Genomic DNA, 16,304 nt, shown 5'->3' with positions numbered 1-16,304 from the left:
GCCGTGCGACACCCAAATCACACCGCAGACAGATACCTACCGACAGCCAGCCAAAACCCAGCCTATCCCGCCGCGGTGCAACACAGCAGTCGCACCACGCGCCGGTACACCAGCAACCAGCCAGCAACCACCCGGCCATCACCGGCCGCCGCCCCTCAGGCGGCTGGCAGACAGCTCGGCCCGAAAAGAATCTTGATCTCCGCGAACAGCGAGGTGTCGCGCTTGACCCGGAACCGGTCGCCAAAGGTCAGCACTTGCGCGTCGCCCTTCTCCCCCATAATCGCGAGCTTCACTGGGCAATACCCCGGGTGGTTCATGAGCACATGCCCCAGCTGCATCACGTGGTCCCGATCAAGCGCGACCGGCGGCAGCGTAATCACGACAGGTCTCGAATCGTCGGCTTCCAGCGACGGCACCTGCATTTCGGTGGCGCGCAGGCTCACTGTCTCGTCGCGCACCTCTACCTGCCCGCGCACCTGCACGACCTCGTCGATGGCCAGTTGCGCGGCGGCAGCTTCATACACCTTGCCGAAGAACATGCACTGGATGGAGCTTTCCATGTCCTCCACCGTCACGATGGCCCACGGATTGCCCTTCTTGGACACACGTCGGTCCACGTTCGTGACCAGCCCGGCAATGGTGACCTGCTGGCCGTCGCCCATGGTCTTCGCCCGGTCAATCAGATGTGCAATCGACATTTCCCTGAGGTTCGCCAAAATCGCGGTCATGCCGCTCAACGGATGGTCGGACACGTACAGGCCGAGCATCTCGCGTTCGAAATTGAGTTTGGTCTTCTTGTCCCACTCCTCGATGTCCGGCACCACGACCGAAGCGTCGCCCATCATGTCCGCGCCGCCGTCATCGTCATCGGCGAACAGGTCGAACTGCCCTTCCGCCTGCTTGCGTTTGAGCCCGATCACCGAGTCGATGGCCGTTTCATGGATCTCATACAACGCCCGTCGATTCGGGTCGATTGAATCGAACGCGCCCGCCTTGATCAACGATTCCACCAGACGGCGATTCAACGCGGTGACCGGCACGCGGCGGATGAAGTCCATGAAATTCACGTACTTGCCACGGGCGGTTTCACGTTCCGCGATGATATCTTCAACCGCCTTGTCGCCCACATTGCGGATGGCGCCCAGGCCGAAACGCACGACATCGCCGACTGCCGAATACTCGAGCCGCGACTCGTTGACATCCGGCGGCAGCACCTTGATGCCCATGCGCCGCGCCTCGCCGAGGTACAGCGCGGTCTTGTCCTTGTTCGTGCGTTCGTTCTGCAGCAGCGCCGCCATGAATTCGACCGGGTAATGCGTCTTCAGATACGCCGTCCAGTACGAAATCAAGCCGTATGCCGCGGAGTGCGCCTTGTTGAACGCGTACCCGGAGAACGGGACCAGGATATCCCACACCGCCTGCGCGGCTTCCATCGAATACCCGTGTTCCTTCATGCCCTGGAAGAACGGGACTTTCTCCTTGGCCAGCACTTCGGGCTTCTTCTTGCCCATCGCTCGGCGCAGCACGTCTGCCTTGCCCAGCGAATAGCCCGCGAGGATTCGCGCGGCCGACTGCACCTGCTCCTGGTAGACGATCAGGCCGTAGGTCTCGCCGAGCACTTCTTTGAGCGGCTCCGCCACCTCCGGGTGAATCGGAGTGATTTTCTGCAAGCCGTTCTTGCGTTTCGCATAGTTGTTATGCGAATCCATATCCATGGGGCCCGGCCGGTACAGCGCAATCAGTGCGGAGATATCGTTGAAGTTATCAGGCTTCAGGGTCTTGAGCAGCGATCGCATGCCGTCGGAATCGAGCTGGAACACGCCGAGCGTGTCACCCCGGGCGAGCAGCTCGTAAGTCGGCTTGTCGTCAAGCGGGATCTTCGTGTAGTCGATCGGCTCTTTGCCGTTGTTGCGGATGTTCGTCAACGTGTCGCGGATGACCGTCAAGTTGGACAGCCCGAGGAAATCCATCTTCACCAGGCCGAGCGTTTCGCACGTATGGTATTCGAAGGTCGTGGTGATGGTGCCGTCGGTGCGTTCCAGCAGCGGCGACGTGTTGGTGATTGCCTCGGAACCCATGATTGTCGCGCATGCGTGCACACCGGTCTGTCGGATCAATCCTTCGATACCCTTGGCTTCCTCGGTGATGCGCTTGGCGTCCGGGTCGGCGTCATACAATTCGCGGAATTCGCGGGCCTCGGCGTACCGCTTCGACGTTGGGTCGAAGATGTCGTGCAGGCTCGCGTCCTTGCCGTTCTTGCTCGGCGGCAGGGCCTTGGTGATACGCTCGCCCACGGAGAACTCGTAGCCCATGATGCGCGCTGAATCCTTGAGCGCCTGCTTGGTTTTGATGGTGCCGTAAATCACGCATTGGGCGACTTTGTCGTGCCCGTACTTGTTGGCCACGTAGTCGAGGACTTTCATACGCCCGTCCGGGTCGAAGTCCACGTCGATATCCGGTAGGGAGACGCGTTCGGGGTTGAGGAAGCGTTCGAAGATCAGACCGTGCTTGAGCGGGTCGAGTTCGGTGATGCCCATCGCGTAGGCGACCATGGAGCCTGCTGCCGAGCCACGGCCGGGTCCGACCATCACGCCATGCGATTTCGCCCAGTTGATGTAATCTGCGACGACGAGGAAGTAGCCGCAGAACTGCATCTGGCAGATGACACCGCATTCATAATCGGCCTGTTTGAGCACTTCTATTGGCGGATTGCCGTTGTACCGGCGTTTGAGGCCCTCGTCGACATGCTTGAGGAACAGCGAGGTCTCGTCCCAGCCTTCGGGGCAGTCGAAGCGCGGCATGAACGCGCCGTCCTCGTGGTCGTCGAAGATCACGTTGCACCGGTCGGCGATGGCGAGCGTGTTGTCGCAGGCTTCAGGCAATTCTTTGAACAGGTCGCGCATTTCCTGCGCGGATTTGATGTAATACCCGGAACCGTCGAATTTGAACCGGTCAGGGTCGTCGAGCCGCGAACCCGAGTTGATGCACAGCATCGCGTCCTGCGCGTCGCGGTCCTCCTCATGCACGTAGTGGGAGTCGTTGGTGGCGAGCAGCGGGGCGTTCAGCTTCTTGGCGATGGTCAGCAGGTCTTTGGTGACTCGCTGCTCGATTTCCAGCCCGTGGTCCATGAGTTCGATGTAGAAGTTGTCTTTGCCGAAGATGTCCTGCATTTCGCCGGCGGCACGCAGGGCCTCGTCGAACTGGCCGAGCCGCAGACGCGTCTGGATGATGCCTGAAGGGCATCCAGACGAGCAGATGACACCCTTGTGGTAGCGCTGGAGTACTTCCTTGTCCATACGCGGGTAGCGCATGACACGGCCTTCGAGGTTGGCGACGGACGAGGCTTTGATGAGGTTCACGAGGCCTTCGTCGTTTTCCGCCCACAGGGTGAGGTGGGTGATCAAACCGCCGCCGGAGACGTCGTCAGGATTGCGTTCGTGATGCGGTTGCGGCACCCAGTTGGTGTCCCAGGAGACGCGGGTTTTGTCTTGGCGCGCGGTTTCCGGCGTCACATACGCTTCGATGCCGATGATTGGCTTGATACCTTGGTCTACGGCGTTGCGCCAGAGCTCGTAGGCTCCGTGCATATTGCCGTGGTCGGTGATGCCGACCGCCGGCATGCCGAGTTCCTTGACGCGCTTGACCAGATCCGGGATTTTCGAGGCACCATCAAGCAGTGAGTAATGCGTATGGTTGTGCAGCTGGACGAAGTTTCCGGAATCTGTCATGCCGTCCACTCTAACCAAGCGAGTTGACCGGCGGCGTGGCGTGCTTGGCTTCCAGCGAATCCAGCGCGTGTTGCAGATCGGCGGGGTAGCGCGACTTGACGGTCGTCCACACGTGGGTGCGCGGATGGCGGAATTCCAGTTGCATCGCATGCAGCCACTGGCGTTCGAGCCCCAGTTCCTTCGCCATGACCGGGTTCGCCCCGTACATCGGGTCGCCTACCAAGGGGTGCCCGATGGACGAGAAGTGGACGCGAATCTGGTGGGTTCGCCCGGTTTCAAGATTGACTTTTACCAGTGTGGCTTCGCCGAAACGTTCGAGCACATCCCAATGGGTGATCGCTTCCTTGCCGGTGGGGGTCACCGTGAAGCGGAAATCGGAGACTTTCGCCCGCCCGATCGGCGCTTCGATGGTCGCCTTGTCTTCCTTGAGATTGCCTTGGACGAGCGCATGATAGGTTTTCACGACCTCATGCTCGGCGAATTGCCGGCGCATCTCTTTGTAAGCGAGATCCGACTTGCATACGAGCATGAGTCCGCTGGTACCCACATCCAGCCGGCTGACGATGCCCTGCCTACCGGCTGCCCCGAGCGATGTGATGTGCACGCCACGCTGCAACAGGCTGCCGAGAACGGTCGGACCGGTCCAGCCGACGGAGGCATGGGCGGCGACACCGACTGGCTTGTCCACCACAATCACGTCGTCATCTTCATAGACGACCGCCATGTCCTCGGCGAGAGGTTCAGGCTCTTTGCGCTCTTCGGCTATATCGAATTCGACGATATCGCCTTCCATGAGGGTGCTTGATTTGGCCATGTCGCGGTTCAAACCGCGCACCTGGTTGGTTTCGATGAGTTCGGCGGATTTGGCGCGCGATATGCCGAGCATTTTGGATACGGCTACATCGAAGCGTTTGCCAATCAGGGCGTCGGGCGCTGGTGCAAGACGGCTCATCTGGCCCCACTCCCCTGGCCGTTCACCTCGCTATCCTCGCTATCATCTTCAGACCAACTAGAGGAGGGAATCGGCTTGCGACCGTCGAGACCGCTGCGGAATGCGACGCCACGTAACACGAGTGCGCACACACCGATTCCGGCGATGGTCAGGAAGATGTCCGCGACATTGCCGACCGACCATCCGTAGTCGATGAAGTCAACGACGCGACCGTCAAGTACATGTTCGGCGTACACGACACGGTCAATAAGATTGCCTGCCGCCCCGCCGAACGCGGTGCCCAACAGGACCGCCCACTCATGCGAATCGGTTTGTGCAGAAGCATACGCCAGCAACACGCACGCCACAAAGGCGAGGATGGAGATGAGCCATGTGTGCCCTGAAGCGAATCCGAGCGAGGCCCCGGGATTGCGCACGAGAACAAACGACAGCAGATGAGGGATGACCTCGATGATATTGCCGCCGGACAGTGCCTGTTTCGCCCACGCCTTTGTCCCTTGGTCGAGGACGAGTACAATCACTGCCGCAACAGCAAAGACGGCCACGTACTTGCTACGCGACCGTCTTGTTGTCTGAGGTGGATTCATGGATTCCAAACCTGAAAACCGTTACCTGGTCAGACCGCAATCAGTGACGACGCGGGCTGGACTGGGACTGGTCCACTTTGCTGTAGTTGTTGGAATCGGACACCTGGTTCATCAACTGGCCAAGGAAATCGGTGAGGCGAGTGCGATACTCGGTCTCGAACTGCTTAAGCCCCTGGATGTTGCCTTCGATGACCTTGACCTGGTTCTCGAGCTCGCTGCGAACCTGCTTGGCGTAGTTGTCTGCGCCAGAACGGGTCTTGTTGTCGTAGTCGGCGGCGCGACGCTGAACTTCAGCCTCGTAGTTGTCGGCTTCCTCGCGCTTGTTCTTCGCGTACAGATCGGCATCCTGACGGGTCTTGACGGAGTAGCCGTCGGCGTCGGCATGAACCTGCTTGTTGTACGCGTCGGCGTCGGCACGGGTGGACTTGTTGTAGTCGTCTGCCTCGTTGCGGGTGCGGCTCGAGTAATCGTTGGCCTTGGTGACAAGCTCTTCGTACTTGGCTTGGCTTGCCTCGGTGATTTCCTTGGCCTTGGCCTTGCCCTTGTCGACGTACTGGTCGTGCAGCTGCATGGCCAGGGTGAGCATGGCAGTGGCGCGCTCCGGCTCGCTGGAAGCGCTCTGGGCTGCGCCGGCGATCTTCTGGAGGCTGCCGGTTTCAGTGCTCGGCTCGACCTTCTCAATCTGCGCACGAAGCTTGTTCTCACGCTCACGGGATTCCTCGAGCTGACGCTGAAGTTCCTTGACCTGCGTACCGGCCTGCTGCTGGACGGCAAGCTGCTGACGTGCGGTGGCCAGTTCGCGGCTGAGGTTCTCCGTGTTGGCACGGAACTGGTCGCGTTCGCGGGTGACGGCGTTCAGCTGCTCGGCGACGTCCTTGTTGCCGGCTTCCTTGGCCGCCTGCGCGGTGAGCTGATCAATCTGCGTGCTGAGACGATCGACCTGGTTCTTGAGCTGGTCGTTCTGATTCTTGAGCTGCTCGCCCTGAGCCTTGGCCTGCTCAATCTGCTGGTTGAGCCCGTTGGCCTGCTCGGTGAGCTGGTCGTTCTCGTGCTTGAGCTTTTGGGCGAGGACGGTGGCCTGCTCGCTCTGACGCTTGAACTGATCGTTCTGCACAGCGAGTGCGCGGTTGTTCTCTTCAGCCTTGTGCAGCTGCTCGGTCGCGGTCTTCGCGGCCTGGTCCGCAGCGGAGGCATTGCCCGCCGTAGCCGCAACAGCCTTGAGATCGGTGTTTTCCTTCTTCAGGGACTCGATCTGGTTGTTCAGCTCGGAAATCTTGGCGTTGAGATTCGCCACTTCCTGGCCGAGAGGCTGCGTGGCCGGGCCATTCTGCATCGCCTGCTTGCCGAGAGCTTCGACCGTCTCGGTTACCTGGTCAAGGAAGTCATCGACTTCGTCGACGTCATAGCCTTCCTTGAAGCGTACCGTTTGGAAGGTATGCTCCCTAATATCCTTTGGCGTCAAAAGAGCCATAAATCTCCACCTCGCTTTGAGTAATGCCTCGCTGTGACGGTATCTATACCGATGCTAGCACGACCCATATGAATTCCTGACCGATTTCGCGCTCTTTTTTCGTGTCGCGGTCATGATATCTGCGTTTCATCTGGCGAACCACCGATCTGTCTTCAGCATTCACGTCTGTCTTCAGCATTCACGATGATGCGCAGGTGCCCACGCCTCTTCGTATATGCGCGTAAGCATTCGCGTCAGATGAGTGCCCGTAGCAATCCGAGCGCGAAATACAGGACGATGAAGCTCAGGTCGATGGCGATCGGCCCCAACGGCAGCGGCGGGATGTAACGCCGCAGCCACCGCAGCGGCGGCTCGGTCAGATCGTAAACCAAATTAATCAGATCACCGGCGATGCGCCCAGGACGCCATTGCGGGGCAAGCATGAACACCCAGTCGAGAATCATGCGGATGAACAGCACGGCGATGTACGCGTCGAGCAGCAGGTTGATTACGAAAATAGCCAAAGATACAAGCACAGGCCCAGCATAGCAGGAGGGCTTCGATGGTTACGCGCTCATCGAAGCCCTCATTTGGTGACAGGAATTGTGCTCTATGCGACCAGCCGGTGTCGGCAGGACCGGTGTCATCGGACCCGGTTTCGGCTAATGCCAAGCCGTACCGGCATCAGCCGCTCAGACCGTATCAGTCGGCGAAGAGGTCGTGTCCGGCAGCCTTGGATTCAGGCTCCTCGACCTTGATGTTGATCTGCGCAGGGCTCAACAAAAAGACCCGCGGGGTCACGCGCTCGATGGATCCGCGCACGCCGAACACCACGCCCGCCGAGAAATCGACAATACGGTAGGCAATCGCTTCAGGAACCCCGGTGAGATTCAGCACGACCGGCACACCGTCACGAATCGCACGGCCCACGAGCTGGGCGTCGTCATAAGTTTTCGGGTGGATTGTGGTGATCCGGCTGACACGCGCCGGGAACTGGCTGGCCCCACGGCTTGACGACGATGCCGACGAGCTTGCGGGCTGTGACGTTGACATCGGCGCCACCGTATGGTCGGAATCGAAGGTTGATTCCTTGTCGTCTTCCTCCTGGTCGAGCAGGTCGTCATCGTCGTCGACGACATCGGACATGCCCAGATAGGACATCGCGTTCTTCATGAACCCAGCCATCTCAGCTCCTTTTACTTACTCGTGCCTTGCGCCGTTCACCGCAGGAAATCCGGGATGTCCAGATCGCCCGGATCGTTCGACGGGACAACGCGGTGTTCGGTGGTCGCATCTCCGTCATCACCGTACTGACCGTAATTGCCGTACCCGTAGTTGCCAGCGGCGGGATTCTGCTGCGGGGCAACGTAAGGAGCGGCAGCCGGACGTTCAGGTGCCGGCGATGCCGGGTTCTGGGCGCCGGCGTCGATGAGGTTTCCGCCGGCCGGCTGCGCTTGCTGCGGCTGGGCTGCGGGGGCTGCCGCCGGTTGCGCCGGCTGTGCGTTGGCGGCAAGTGGCTGGGCCGCTGCCGGGGCGCCCGCGTCTGCGGCTTCCTTGCCCGCCTTATCGAATCCTGCCGCGATGACAGTGACGCGCACCTCATCGCCATAGGCGTCGTCAAGCGAAAGACCCCAGATGATCTGGGCTTCGGGGTGGATGGCCTTCTTGACCAGTTCCACGGCGTTGGACGCTTCGAGCAGCTTGAGGTCGGTAGGACCGGCGATGTTGACCAGCGCGCCTTGAGCACCCTCGATGCTTTCCTCAAGCAGCGGCGAGCTGATGGCGATTTCCGCGGCCTGGGTGGCCCGGTCCTCGCCCCGCGCGGAGCCGATGCCGAACAGCGCGGTTCCGGCGCCGCGCAGGATGGTGGTGACGTCGGAGAAGTCCACGTGGATGTACGGGTTGTTGGTCATCAAATCGGTGATGCCCTGCACGCCGGCGAGCAACGCAGTATCTGCGGTTCGGAATGCGTCAACAATGCCGATGGACTTGTCGGACAGCTCGAGCAGGCGGTCGTTCGGAATGACGATAATCGCGTCGACTTCCTTGCGCAGGTTCTCGATGCCCAGTTCGGCAGAGGCTTCACGACGCGGCCCTTCGAAGCTGAACGGCTTGGTGACCACGGCGATAGTCAGTGCGCCCTGCTGCTTTGCGGCGCGCGCGACAATCGGGCTGGCGCCGGTACCGGTGCCGCCGCCCTCGCCACAGGTCACGAAGACCATATCGGAGCCCTTCAAGGCCTCTTCAATATCAGACTGATGGTCCTGTGCGGCCTTCGCACCCTTCTCCGGGTCCGCACCAGCGCCGAGCCCACGGCTGGTGGCATCGTTGAGCGCGATCTTGATGTCGGCGTCCGAGCGCATCAGATCTTTCGCATCAGTGTTGATGGCCACGAATTCAACGTTTTGCAGACCTTCGACGATCATGCGGTTGACAGCATTGCCACCGGCTCCGCCGACCCCCACGACCTTGATATTGGTCTTGTCGTTGAAATTGTCTGTCTGGGCAATCTCGCTCACCATTGTCTCCTGTCACTTACGGTTATGCTCAACTGTAGCGCAAAACCAGTAACACATACGTTATTTCTTGGTATGTACCGCGATTTTTTCACGTGTCGCGGAGCAGCCAAGGGTTCCGTCAATAGCTTACGTCCATCGGATCGTCGCCGAACAGCGTTTCTCGTTGTTCGTGTGTCGTGGTCCTGGACTCAAGCCATCCATACGGCAGGTGCACCTTTTTCGCGTATCGCACACGACCACGCGGTTTGTCGATGATTCGCTGTGGGTACGGGGCTTGCGGATCGAGCGTATCCATGACGCGCTTGACATCCGCAATACTTTCACATTCCATGAAGGCTTTGCGCGTCGTGCCACCGACCGGGAATCCTTTGAGATACCAAGCGATATGCTTACGCAGGTCGTGCACCGCCATGCGTTCATCACCGTCGTAGAACTCGGTGAGCAGTCCGGCGTGACGAAGAATCACCGCGCACACCTGGCCAAGATTCGGGTTTGTCCTCTCGTCGCTTCCTTCGAAGGCGTGTTTGATATCAGCGAACAGCCACGGCCTGCCTTGACATCCGCGACCGATCGCAACGCCGGCGCAACCAGTCTCGCGCACCATCGCCAGCGCATCATCCGCGCCCCAAATGTCCCCGTTACCGAACACGGGAATGTCCAAACGCTCCACCAATTCTCCGATGCGACTCCAGTCGGAATGACCGCCATAATATTCGGCGGTGGTACGGGCGTGGAGGGTCACGGCGGCGCAGCCCTCTTCTTGGGCGATATGCCCGGCCTCGAGGAAGGTCTCGTGCTCGTGGTCAATGCCGACGCGGATTTTCGCGGTCACCGGAATGCCTGCCGGCCCGCACACGGATACCACGCGGTGGATGACCTCAGTGAACAGGTCGGTTTTCCACGGAAGCGCCGAACCGCCGCCGCGCCGGGTGACCTTGGGCACCGGACATCCGAAGTTCAGATCGACATGGTCGGCCATATTGTTGTCAACGACGATGCGTGCCGCCTGCTCGACGATAGACGGATCGACCCCATACAATTGCAGGGAGCGGGTTTTCTCGCACGGTGCGAAACGGCACAGGCGCAAAGCCTTAGGATTGCGGGCCACGAGTGCGCGGGCAGTAATCATTTCGGCGACATACAAGCCGTCTGGCCCGTACTCTTCGCAGATCACGCGGAACGGCCAATTGGTCACGCCCGCCATCGGAGACAGCATGACCGGCGTCGGCACATGAATGCGCCCAAGATCCACGGGATGAATCTGCACCGGACCGGCGGTCGCCGTAGAACGGGGATCTTCGCCGAGTCTGGAATCTCCGCGCTCGTCGATGACGTCCTCGTCGTGCTTGCTCATACCCTTGGATTCCTTTCCCGTAAGCGCTTACTTCCCATCCCGGCGCACCCGCCAACTGATTGTGCGGGTGTACTCCTCCACCGCACACATCCACAAACTGGCTACGCTAAGCAGTTTCCCAGCGTAACCAGTTTGTAGACGGATGACCACGCAGGCATGCACTCTCCCACACGCACACTCACAAACTGGCTACGCCAAGAGGCTTCCCAGCGTAACCAGTTTGTAGAAAGATGGCGCGCGCGATAGCGGTATCAGTACAAGCCGCCTGCTTCGGCAATCTTCACCGGCTGGGTCTCGTCGATGCCGCTTTCCTTCGAAACGTCCACGCCACCGTCGGCCGCCTTCACGCCAGTCACGCTGGCCGGGCCTTCCGGATAGCGCACACGCTTCTCGCTCACGCGATCAGCCACATAATCGGCGACCTTGTCAAGGCTGACACGCTCCTGCTGCATGGTGTCGCGCTCACGAATCGTGACCGCGTTGTCGTCAAGCGTGTCGAAATCGACGGTGACGCACAGCGGGGTGCCGATCTCGTCCTCACGACGGTAACGACGGCCGATGGCGCCCGCCTCATCGTAGTCGATCATCCACTCGTGCTGACGCAGGTCGGCGGCGAGGTTGTGGGCAATGGTCTGCAGCTGCGGCTTCTTGCTCAGCGGCAGCACCGCGGCCTTGACCGGGGCCAGACGCGGGTCGAGACGCAGCACCGTGCGCTTGTCCACGCCACCCTTGGTGTTCGGGGCCTCGTCCACGTCGTACGCGTCCACAAGGAAAGCCATCAGGGAGCGGGTCAGACCGGCGGCCGGTTCAATCACATACGGCACGTACTTCTCGCCGGTGGCCTGGTTGAAGTAGCTCAGGTCCTCGCCCGAATGCTTCGCATGCGCGGACAGATCGAAGTCCGTACGGTTCGCGATGCCTTCCAGCTCGCCCCAATCGGAGCCCTGGAATCCGAACTTGTACTCGATATCGACCGTTCGCTTTGAATAGTGCGCGAGCTTCTCCTTCGGATGCTCGTAATGACGAAGATTCGCCGGGTTGATGCCCAAATCAAGGTACCAGCGGGTGCGGGTGTCAATCCAGTACTGATGCCAATCCTCATCGGTGCCGGGCTCGACGAAGAACTCCATCTCCATCTGCTCGAACTCGCGGGTACGGAAGATAAAGTTGCCGGGCGTAATCTCGTTGCGGAACGACTTGCCCATGTTTGCAATGCCGAACGGCGGCTTGGAACGGCTCGCCATCATGACGTTCTTGAAGTCCACGAAAATGCCCTGCGCGGTTTCCGGGCGCAGATAGTGCAACGAGTTCTCGTCCTCGACCGGTCCGAGATGGGTGCGCAGCATCATGTTGAAGTCACGCGGTTCCGTCCACTTGCCGCGCACGCCGCAATCCGGGCACACAATATCTGCCAGACCGTTCTCCGGCATCTTGTCGCCGTGCTTTTCTGCGTATGATTCCTGCAGCTTGTCGGCACGCTGGCGCTTGTGGCAGTTGAGGCACTCGATGAGCGGGTCATTGAACACGGACACGTGGCCGGATGCAACCCACACTTCCGGCGGCAGGATGATGGAAGTATCCACGCCGACGACATCGCCACGGGTGACGACCATGGAGCGCCACCATTCACGCTTGATATTGTCTTTCAGCGCGACGCCGAGCGGGCCGTAATCCCACGCGGAACGGGTGCCGCCGTAGATCTCGCCTGCGGGGAACACGAACCCGCGACGCTTGGCGAGGGAGACGACTTCATCGAGTTTAGAACTAGCCACAATGCACCTTCTGGTTTGACGGTTTTGGGACGTATGACGGAAGTCAAGCTTACCGATACGTTCTGACACGAAGCCGGTGCCGGGTGCCGGGTGCCGGGTGATAATCGGCTCACACGTCGACCGTCGGACGTGAACGTCCCACCCTACTCAGGGACAGTAATGCCAGGTTGCGTATGTCTGGGCATACGTCGCGCGACAGATACCAGACGTTCCGATCTGACCGGGGACCGTAATGCCGGGTTGCGTATGCCCCGACATACGTCGCGCACAAACTGGAAGACACCCTGCCCTGCCCGGGGACCGTAATGTCGACTTGCGTATGTCCGGGCATGCGTCGCGCACAAGCTGGAAGACACCCTGCCCTGCCCGGAGGTCGTAATGCCAAGTTGCGCATGCCACGGCATACGCAGGGCGCCAGACGATAGACAAAACCGCACACCCCGGAGGTCGTAATGCAGGGTTATGTATGTCTGGGCATACGGCAGACGACAGGCGGAAAACGTCCCGCCCTATCCGGGGACAGCAATGCCGCCCTGCGCATGCCCCGACATACGCAGGGCGCCAGGCGATAAACAAACCGCACACTCCCGAGGTCGTAATGCAGGGTTATGTATGTCTTGGCATACGGCAGACGACAGACACCAGACGTTCCGATCTGTCCGGGGACCGTAATGCCGGGTTGTGTATGTCCGGGCATACGCAACCCGCGGAATACTGTCGGACGCGGCTGAGTTCCGGCGAGATTTGATCAACCACGCTTGTCGCAACATACAGGATTTGTGAGGAGACCGGAACAATGACTCAGGCATCACACGTCTACCTTCACCGGCACGCTGACGGCCATGAGGTCTGATAGAACCGTCATCGTGTGAGGATTGACTCACACACTCACCGCTTTCCGACTTGAAAACGACCAATCCGGCTGACAGAACCGGCAGCGTGCGAGGATTGACTCACACACTCACCCCTCACCAACACGCTGACCACCAACACGGCGGACGGAACCGCCACCGTGTGAGGATTCGCTCACACACTCGCCCCTCACCGGCACACCGACAACCAGAACGATTAACGGAACCGGCAATGTGCGAGGATCCACTCACACACCGACCACCAAGACAGCAGGGAACGGCTGGCACAGTCGATAGGACCGGCAGTGTGTGAGGATCGACTCACACACTCGCCCCTCGCCGACTTGAAAACGCCTAATCGAATCGTCAGAACCGGCATTTGTGAGGATCCGCTCGCACACTCACCGCTTTCCGACTTGAAAACGATCAATCCGGCAGACAGGACCGCCACCGTGTGAGGATCCACTCACACGCCCACCCCCAACCGGCACACCGACAACTAGAACGATTAATGGAACCGGCAATGTGTGAGGATTGGCTCACACACCGACCACCAAGACAGCAGGAAACGACCATCAGGACAGATAGAACCGCCACCGTGCGAGAATCCGCTCACACACCGACCACCGGAACAGCAGGAAACGACCATCAGGACGGATAGAACCGCCACCGTGTGAGGATCCACTCACACACTGGCCGTCGGGACAGTCGGAAACGACCATCAGGACGGATAGAACCACCACCGCGTGAGTATTCGCTCACACAGTGCGGTATCGCAAGCAGTCAGCGCGCTGCGGCCAGGCATCGGGGCGGGATTTCAGTCACCACCAGAAATACGGCGAGGCGGGCGGGAACCAACTCAATAGGTTCCTGCCCGCCTCGTTCACTGAGCAGTCAAACCGGACGGTCCAACCTGCAAAACCAGTCCAACCGAGCGGTTTAACTAGCCACGTCGGTCAAACCAGCTAAACCAGCCAGCTAAACCAGCCAGTTGAACCAACCCGGCCAGCCCAGAGCCAACAGCCACGCCATCTGGCAGCCGCTCTCGGCTCAGACGCACCCGCAGCACCACTCCAGCAGCACCACTCCCGCAGCGCTTACTTGGACACGCCGGAGGTCGCGTTCTCAATCGCGTCGGAAGACGCGTTGGTCTGGGTGGACCCGGAGTTGAGAATCGCGAGAATGCTGCTGTTGATGGTCACGGTGCTTTGCGCATCGTCGTCGGCAATCGAGTAGCTCACACTGGTCGGCACTGCGATACGGTCGATGCGCTGCACCTGGTCGACGAAGTTGCGCAACGCGTCATAGCCGCCTTGTGCACTGATGGTCACCGGCACGGCAACAACCTTCTTCGCACTGATCTGCGCGGACGCGTCACCCGGCAGAGTAGCGGCGGCAGCAGTTCCGAAGCTCACGCTCTGGATGGTGGTACCGGAGTTGACAGCCGCACCATCAAGCGATGCAATGAACGCCGACTGGTCGTAGCTCGTAGGAATACCGCGCTGGAGCTCAGCAAGACGGTTCTTGTAGAGCGTGGTGTTGGCGCTCGCCGTGTTCAGCAGGTCGATGTCCTTCTGCAGCTTGTCGTTCTGCTTCTGGATTTGCGCGGTTTCTGCCTTTGCGGCGCTGACTTTCTCTGAGGCCGGCATAATCACGGATGACCAGGTCACACCGAGCATGATTACGATGAGGACGATCAGGCCGATCCATATCGCCTTTTGCTTGTTGAAATTCATCGTTATCTCCTTGGTGTTGCGTTAGTTGCTCGAGCTGCTGGACGAGCTGGACGAGCTGGAGCTGCTGCTTGACGAACCGCTGCCGTCCGCCGCCGCGCTCAGCTGGTTGCGCAGCGTGGTAACCATGTTGCGCAGGGTCTTGGAGGTACCACCGGAGTTGTCGCTACGATCGGTGGTGTTGCCGTCGAGCTTCAGCGCGATGGTTCCGGTGTACGTGTAGCCACTGTCCTGCCCGCCGGTCACGGAGCTCAGGTCTCCGGTCACGAAGCCGTTGACGCCAGCGAAGTTGTTGATGAACTGCTGCGCGGAGATGAAGTTCGGCGAGGAAACGGTGAAGCTGACTTGGATCACGCCGTTACCGCCCCACACGCTCGCATCAGAAGAGGTGCTTGAAGTCCCAGAGGATCCACCACCCAGCTGATATTCGGTCAGCTGGAGGCTCGTATACTTGGCGCCTTCAGGCAGGGACGCGTTGAGCTGATCGGTGACAGCGAGCCAGTTGATTTCTCCGTACAGCGCAGCGACACGCGCCACGTTGATGTCGTAGGAGGTGACGAGCACGTCCTGGATCTCCTTGAATTCCGCCTTGCGGGCGGTCAGGGTGGTCTGCTGGAGCCGTGCATCGTCGGTTTCACCGCGTGCCGCGACAACGAACTGGTTAGCGACAAGCCCCGCGATGAAGCACAGTACCAGCACGCCGACGGTCACGAAGCCCATGATTTTGGCGATTTGACGGTCCTTGTTGATGGCCGCGACCGACTTCGGCAGGAGGTCGACGCTCAGACTCCACTGGTCTGACGGAGTGAGCTTGCCGGTTTTCTTGGACTTGCCGAGGCTGGACAGGTCGGCGTTGAGGATACTCCCCTTGGCCTTCTTGCTATCCTTCTGGTCGTTGCTCTTGTCTTGGCGGCGCGGCGCGGACTTGTCGCCTTTGCCGCTGTGGCTACCTTTGCTGAATGCGCTCATCGTGGCCTCTTTCCTAGTGCAAGCCCGAGGACCGCCGCATATTCGGGTCCGTGGACGTTGATGTTCTGCCGCTTGGCGTCCTCTCCGACGATGAAGTGGGTGAAGGGGTCGCCGATGGTGACGGTCTTGTTGGTGGAGCTGGCGAGCACGGGCGGGAAGCCGGCGAGCATGGAGCCCGCTCCGACCAGGACGATATCGTCGGCCACCATTGCCGGGTGGTCGGTGTTGTACACGTTCAGAGTGTTACGAATACCGACGATCAGCTGTGCCGTGGTGTCACGGATGATTTCCTCGGCTTTTTCGAGCCGTTCGTCGCCGACGACGTTCTGCAGACCGATGCGGTTCTTGATTTCGAGTGCGCCTTCGAACGGGATGTCGAGTGCCTTGGC

At 60.2% G+C, this 16,304-nt stretch carries 12 protein-coding genes; all 12 read right to left on the bottom strand.

Annotation, left to right across the window (positions count from 1 at the left end; translation table 11 throughout):
• Positions 1–155: 155 nt before the first annotated feature.
• Positions 156–3,728 carry a DNA polymerase III subunit alpha gene (dnaE, locus tag ACI38B_RS06540; RefSeq protein ID WP_439730047.1) on the bottom strand — a complete coding sequence of 1,191 codons (3,573 nt, stop codon included), beginning with the start codon at positions 3,726–3,728 and terminating at the stop codon, positions 156–158.
• Positions 3,729–3,738: 10 nt separating this feature from the next.
• The gene (locus tag ACI38B_RS06535) at positions 3,739–4,680 is read right to left on the bottom strand and encodes an RluA family pseudouridine synthase (RefSeq protein ID WP_439730046.1); all 942 of its coding nucleotides are present in this window, start codon (positions 4,678–4,680) and stop codon (positions 3,739–3,741) included.
• Entirely contained in the window at positions 4,677–5,267 is a 591-nt protein-coding gene (locus ACI38B_RS06530) for a signal peptidase II (protein ID WP_439730045.1), read from the bottom strand. The genes ACI38B_RS06535 and ACI38B_RS06530 overlap by 4 nt, the downstream gene beginning before the upstream one ends.
• A gap of 40 nt (positions 5,268–5,307) precedes the next feature.
• Positions 5,308–6,738, bottom strand: coding sequence for a DivIVA domain-containing protein (locus tag ACI38B_RS06525; protein ID WP_439730044.1), 1,431 nt, complete (start codon positions 6,736–6,738; stop codon positions 5,308–5,310).
• Between the two features lie 233 nt (positions 6,739–6,971).
• Positions 6,972–7,253 (bottom strand): YggT family protein, encoded by a 282-nt coding sequence (locus ACI38B_RS06520; protein ID WP_439730043.1) that lies wholly within the window; start codon positions 7,251–7,253, stop codon positions 6,972–6,974.
• 166 nt (positions 7,254–7,419) lie between these two features.
• A complete protein-coding gene (locus ACI38B_RS06515; protein WP_015450107.1) occupies positions 7,420–7,902 on the bottom strand; it encodes a cell division protein SepF in 483 nt (160 codons plus the stop codon).
• Between the two features lie 35 nt (positions 7,903–7,937).
• Positions 7,938–9,239, bottom strand: coding sequence for a cell division protein FtsZ (gene ftsZ, locus ACI38B_RS06510; protein ID WP_439730042.1), 1,302 nt, complete (start codon positions 9,237–9,239; stop codon positions 7,938–7,940).
• A 115-nt stretch (positions 9,240–9,354) separates the two neighbouring features.
• Positions 9,355–10,590 carry a tRNA dihydrouridine synthase DusB gene (gene dusB / locus ACI38B_RS06505; RefSeq protein WP_439730041.1) on the bottom strand — a complete coding sequence of 412 codons (1,236 nt, stop codon included), beginning with the start codon at positions 10,588–10,590 and terminating at the stop codon, positions 9,355–9,357.
• 251 nt (positions 10,591–10,841) lie between these two features.
• Complete coding sequence (locus ACI38B_RS06500) at positions 10,842–12,362, bottom strand: glycine--tRNA ligase (protein WP_015450103.1); 1,521 nt, start codon at positions 12,360–12,362, stop codon at positions 10,842–10,844.
• Between the two features lie 1,948 nt (positions 12,363–14,310).
• Positions 14,311–14,949, bottom strand: a complete 639-nt coding sequence (pilO, locus tag ACI38B_RS06495) for a type 4a pilus biogenesis protein PilO (protein ID WP_439730040.1) — start codon at positions 14,947–14,949, stop codon at positions 14,311–14,313.
• Positions 14,950–14,970: 21 nt separating this feature from the next.
• Positions 14,971–15,915, bottom strand: a complete 945-nt coding sequence (locus tag ACI38B_RS06490; RefSeq protein ID WP_439730039.1) for a hypothetical protein — start codon at positions 15,913–15,915, stop codon at positions 14,971–14,973.
• On the bottom strand, positions 15,912–16,304 hold a 393-nt coding region (gene pilM / locus ACI38B_RS06485; RefSeq protein ID WP_439730038.1), incomplete at its 5' end, for a pilus assembly protein PilM. The genes pilM and ACI38B_RS06490, both read right to left, overlap by 4 nt.

This window comes from Bifidobacterium sp. (genome assembly GCF_051876855.1).
Taxonomy (GTDB): Bacteria; Actinomycetota; Actinomycetes; order Actinomycetales; family Bifidobacteriaceae; genus Bifidobacterium.
The sequence above is the reverse complement of the archived record's forward strand: the minus strand, read 5'-3'. Positions and strand labels throughout refer to the sequence as shown.

Bases quoted from the DNA above. Each gene is read 5' to 3' on its own strand.
- dnaE (WP_439730047.1), bottom strand. From the start codon at position 3,728: ATGACAGATTCCGGAAACTTCGTCCAGCTGCACAACCATACGCATTAC.
- ACI38B_RS06535 (WP_439730046.1), bottom strand. From the start codon at position 4,680: ATGAGCCGTCTTGCACCAGCGCCCGACGCCCTGATTGGCAAACGCTTC.
- ACI38B_RS06530 (WP_439730045.1), bottom strand. From the start codon at position 5,267: ATGAATCCACCTCAGACAACAAGACGGTCGCGTAGCAAGTACGTGGCC.
- ACI38B_RS06525 (WP_439730044.1), bottom strand. From the start codon at position 6,738: ATGGCTCTTTTGACGCCAAAGGATATTAGGGAGCATACCTTCCAAACG.
- ACI38B_RS06515 (WP_015450107.1), bottom strand. From the start codon at position 7,902: ATGGCTGGGTTCATGAAGAACGCGATGTCCTATCTGGGCATGTCCGAT.
- ftsZ (WP_439730042.1), bottom strand. From the start codon at position 9,239: ATGGTGAGCGAGATTGCCCAGACAGACAATTTCAACGACAAGACCAAT.
- dusB (WP_439730041.1), bottom strand. From the start codon at position 10,590: ATGAGCAAGCACGACGAGGACGTCATCGACGAGCGCGGAGATTCCAGA.
- pilO (WP_439730040.1), bottom strand. From the start codon at position 14,949: ATGAATTTCAACAAGCAAAAGGCGATATGGATCGGCCTGATCGTCCTC.
- ACI38B_RS06490 (WP_439730039.1), bottom strand. From the start codon at position 15,915: ATGAGCGCATTCAGCAAAGGTAGCCACAGCGGCAAAGGCGACAAGTCC.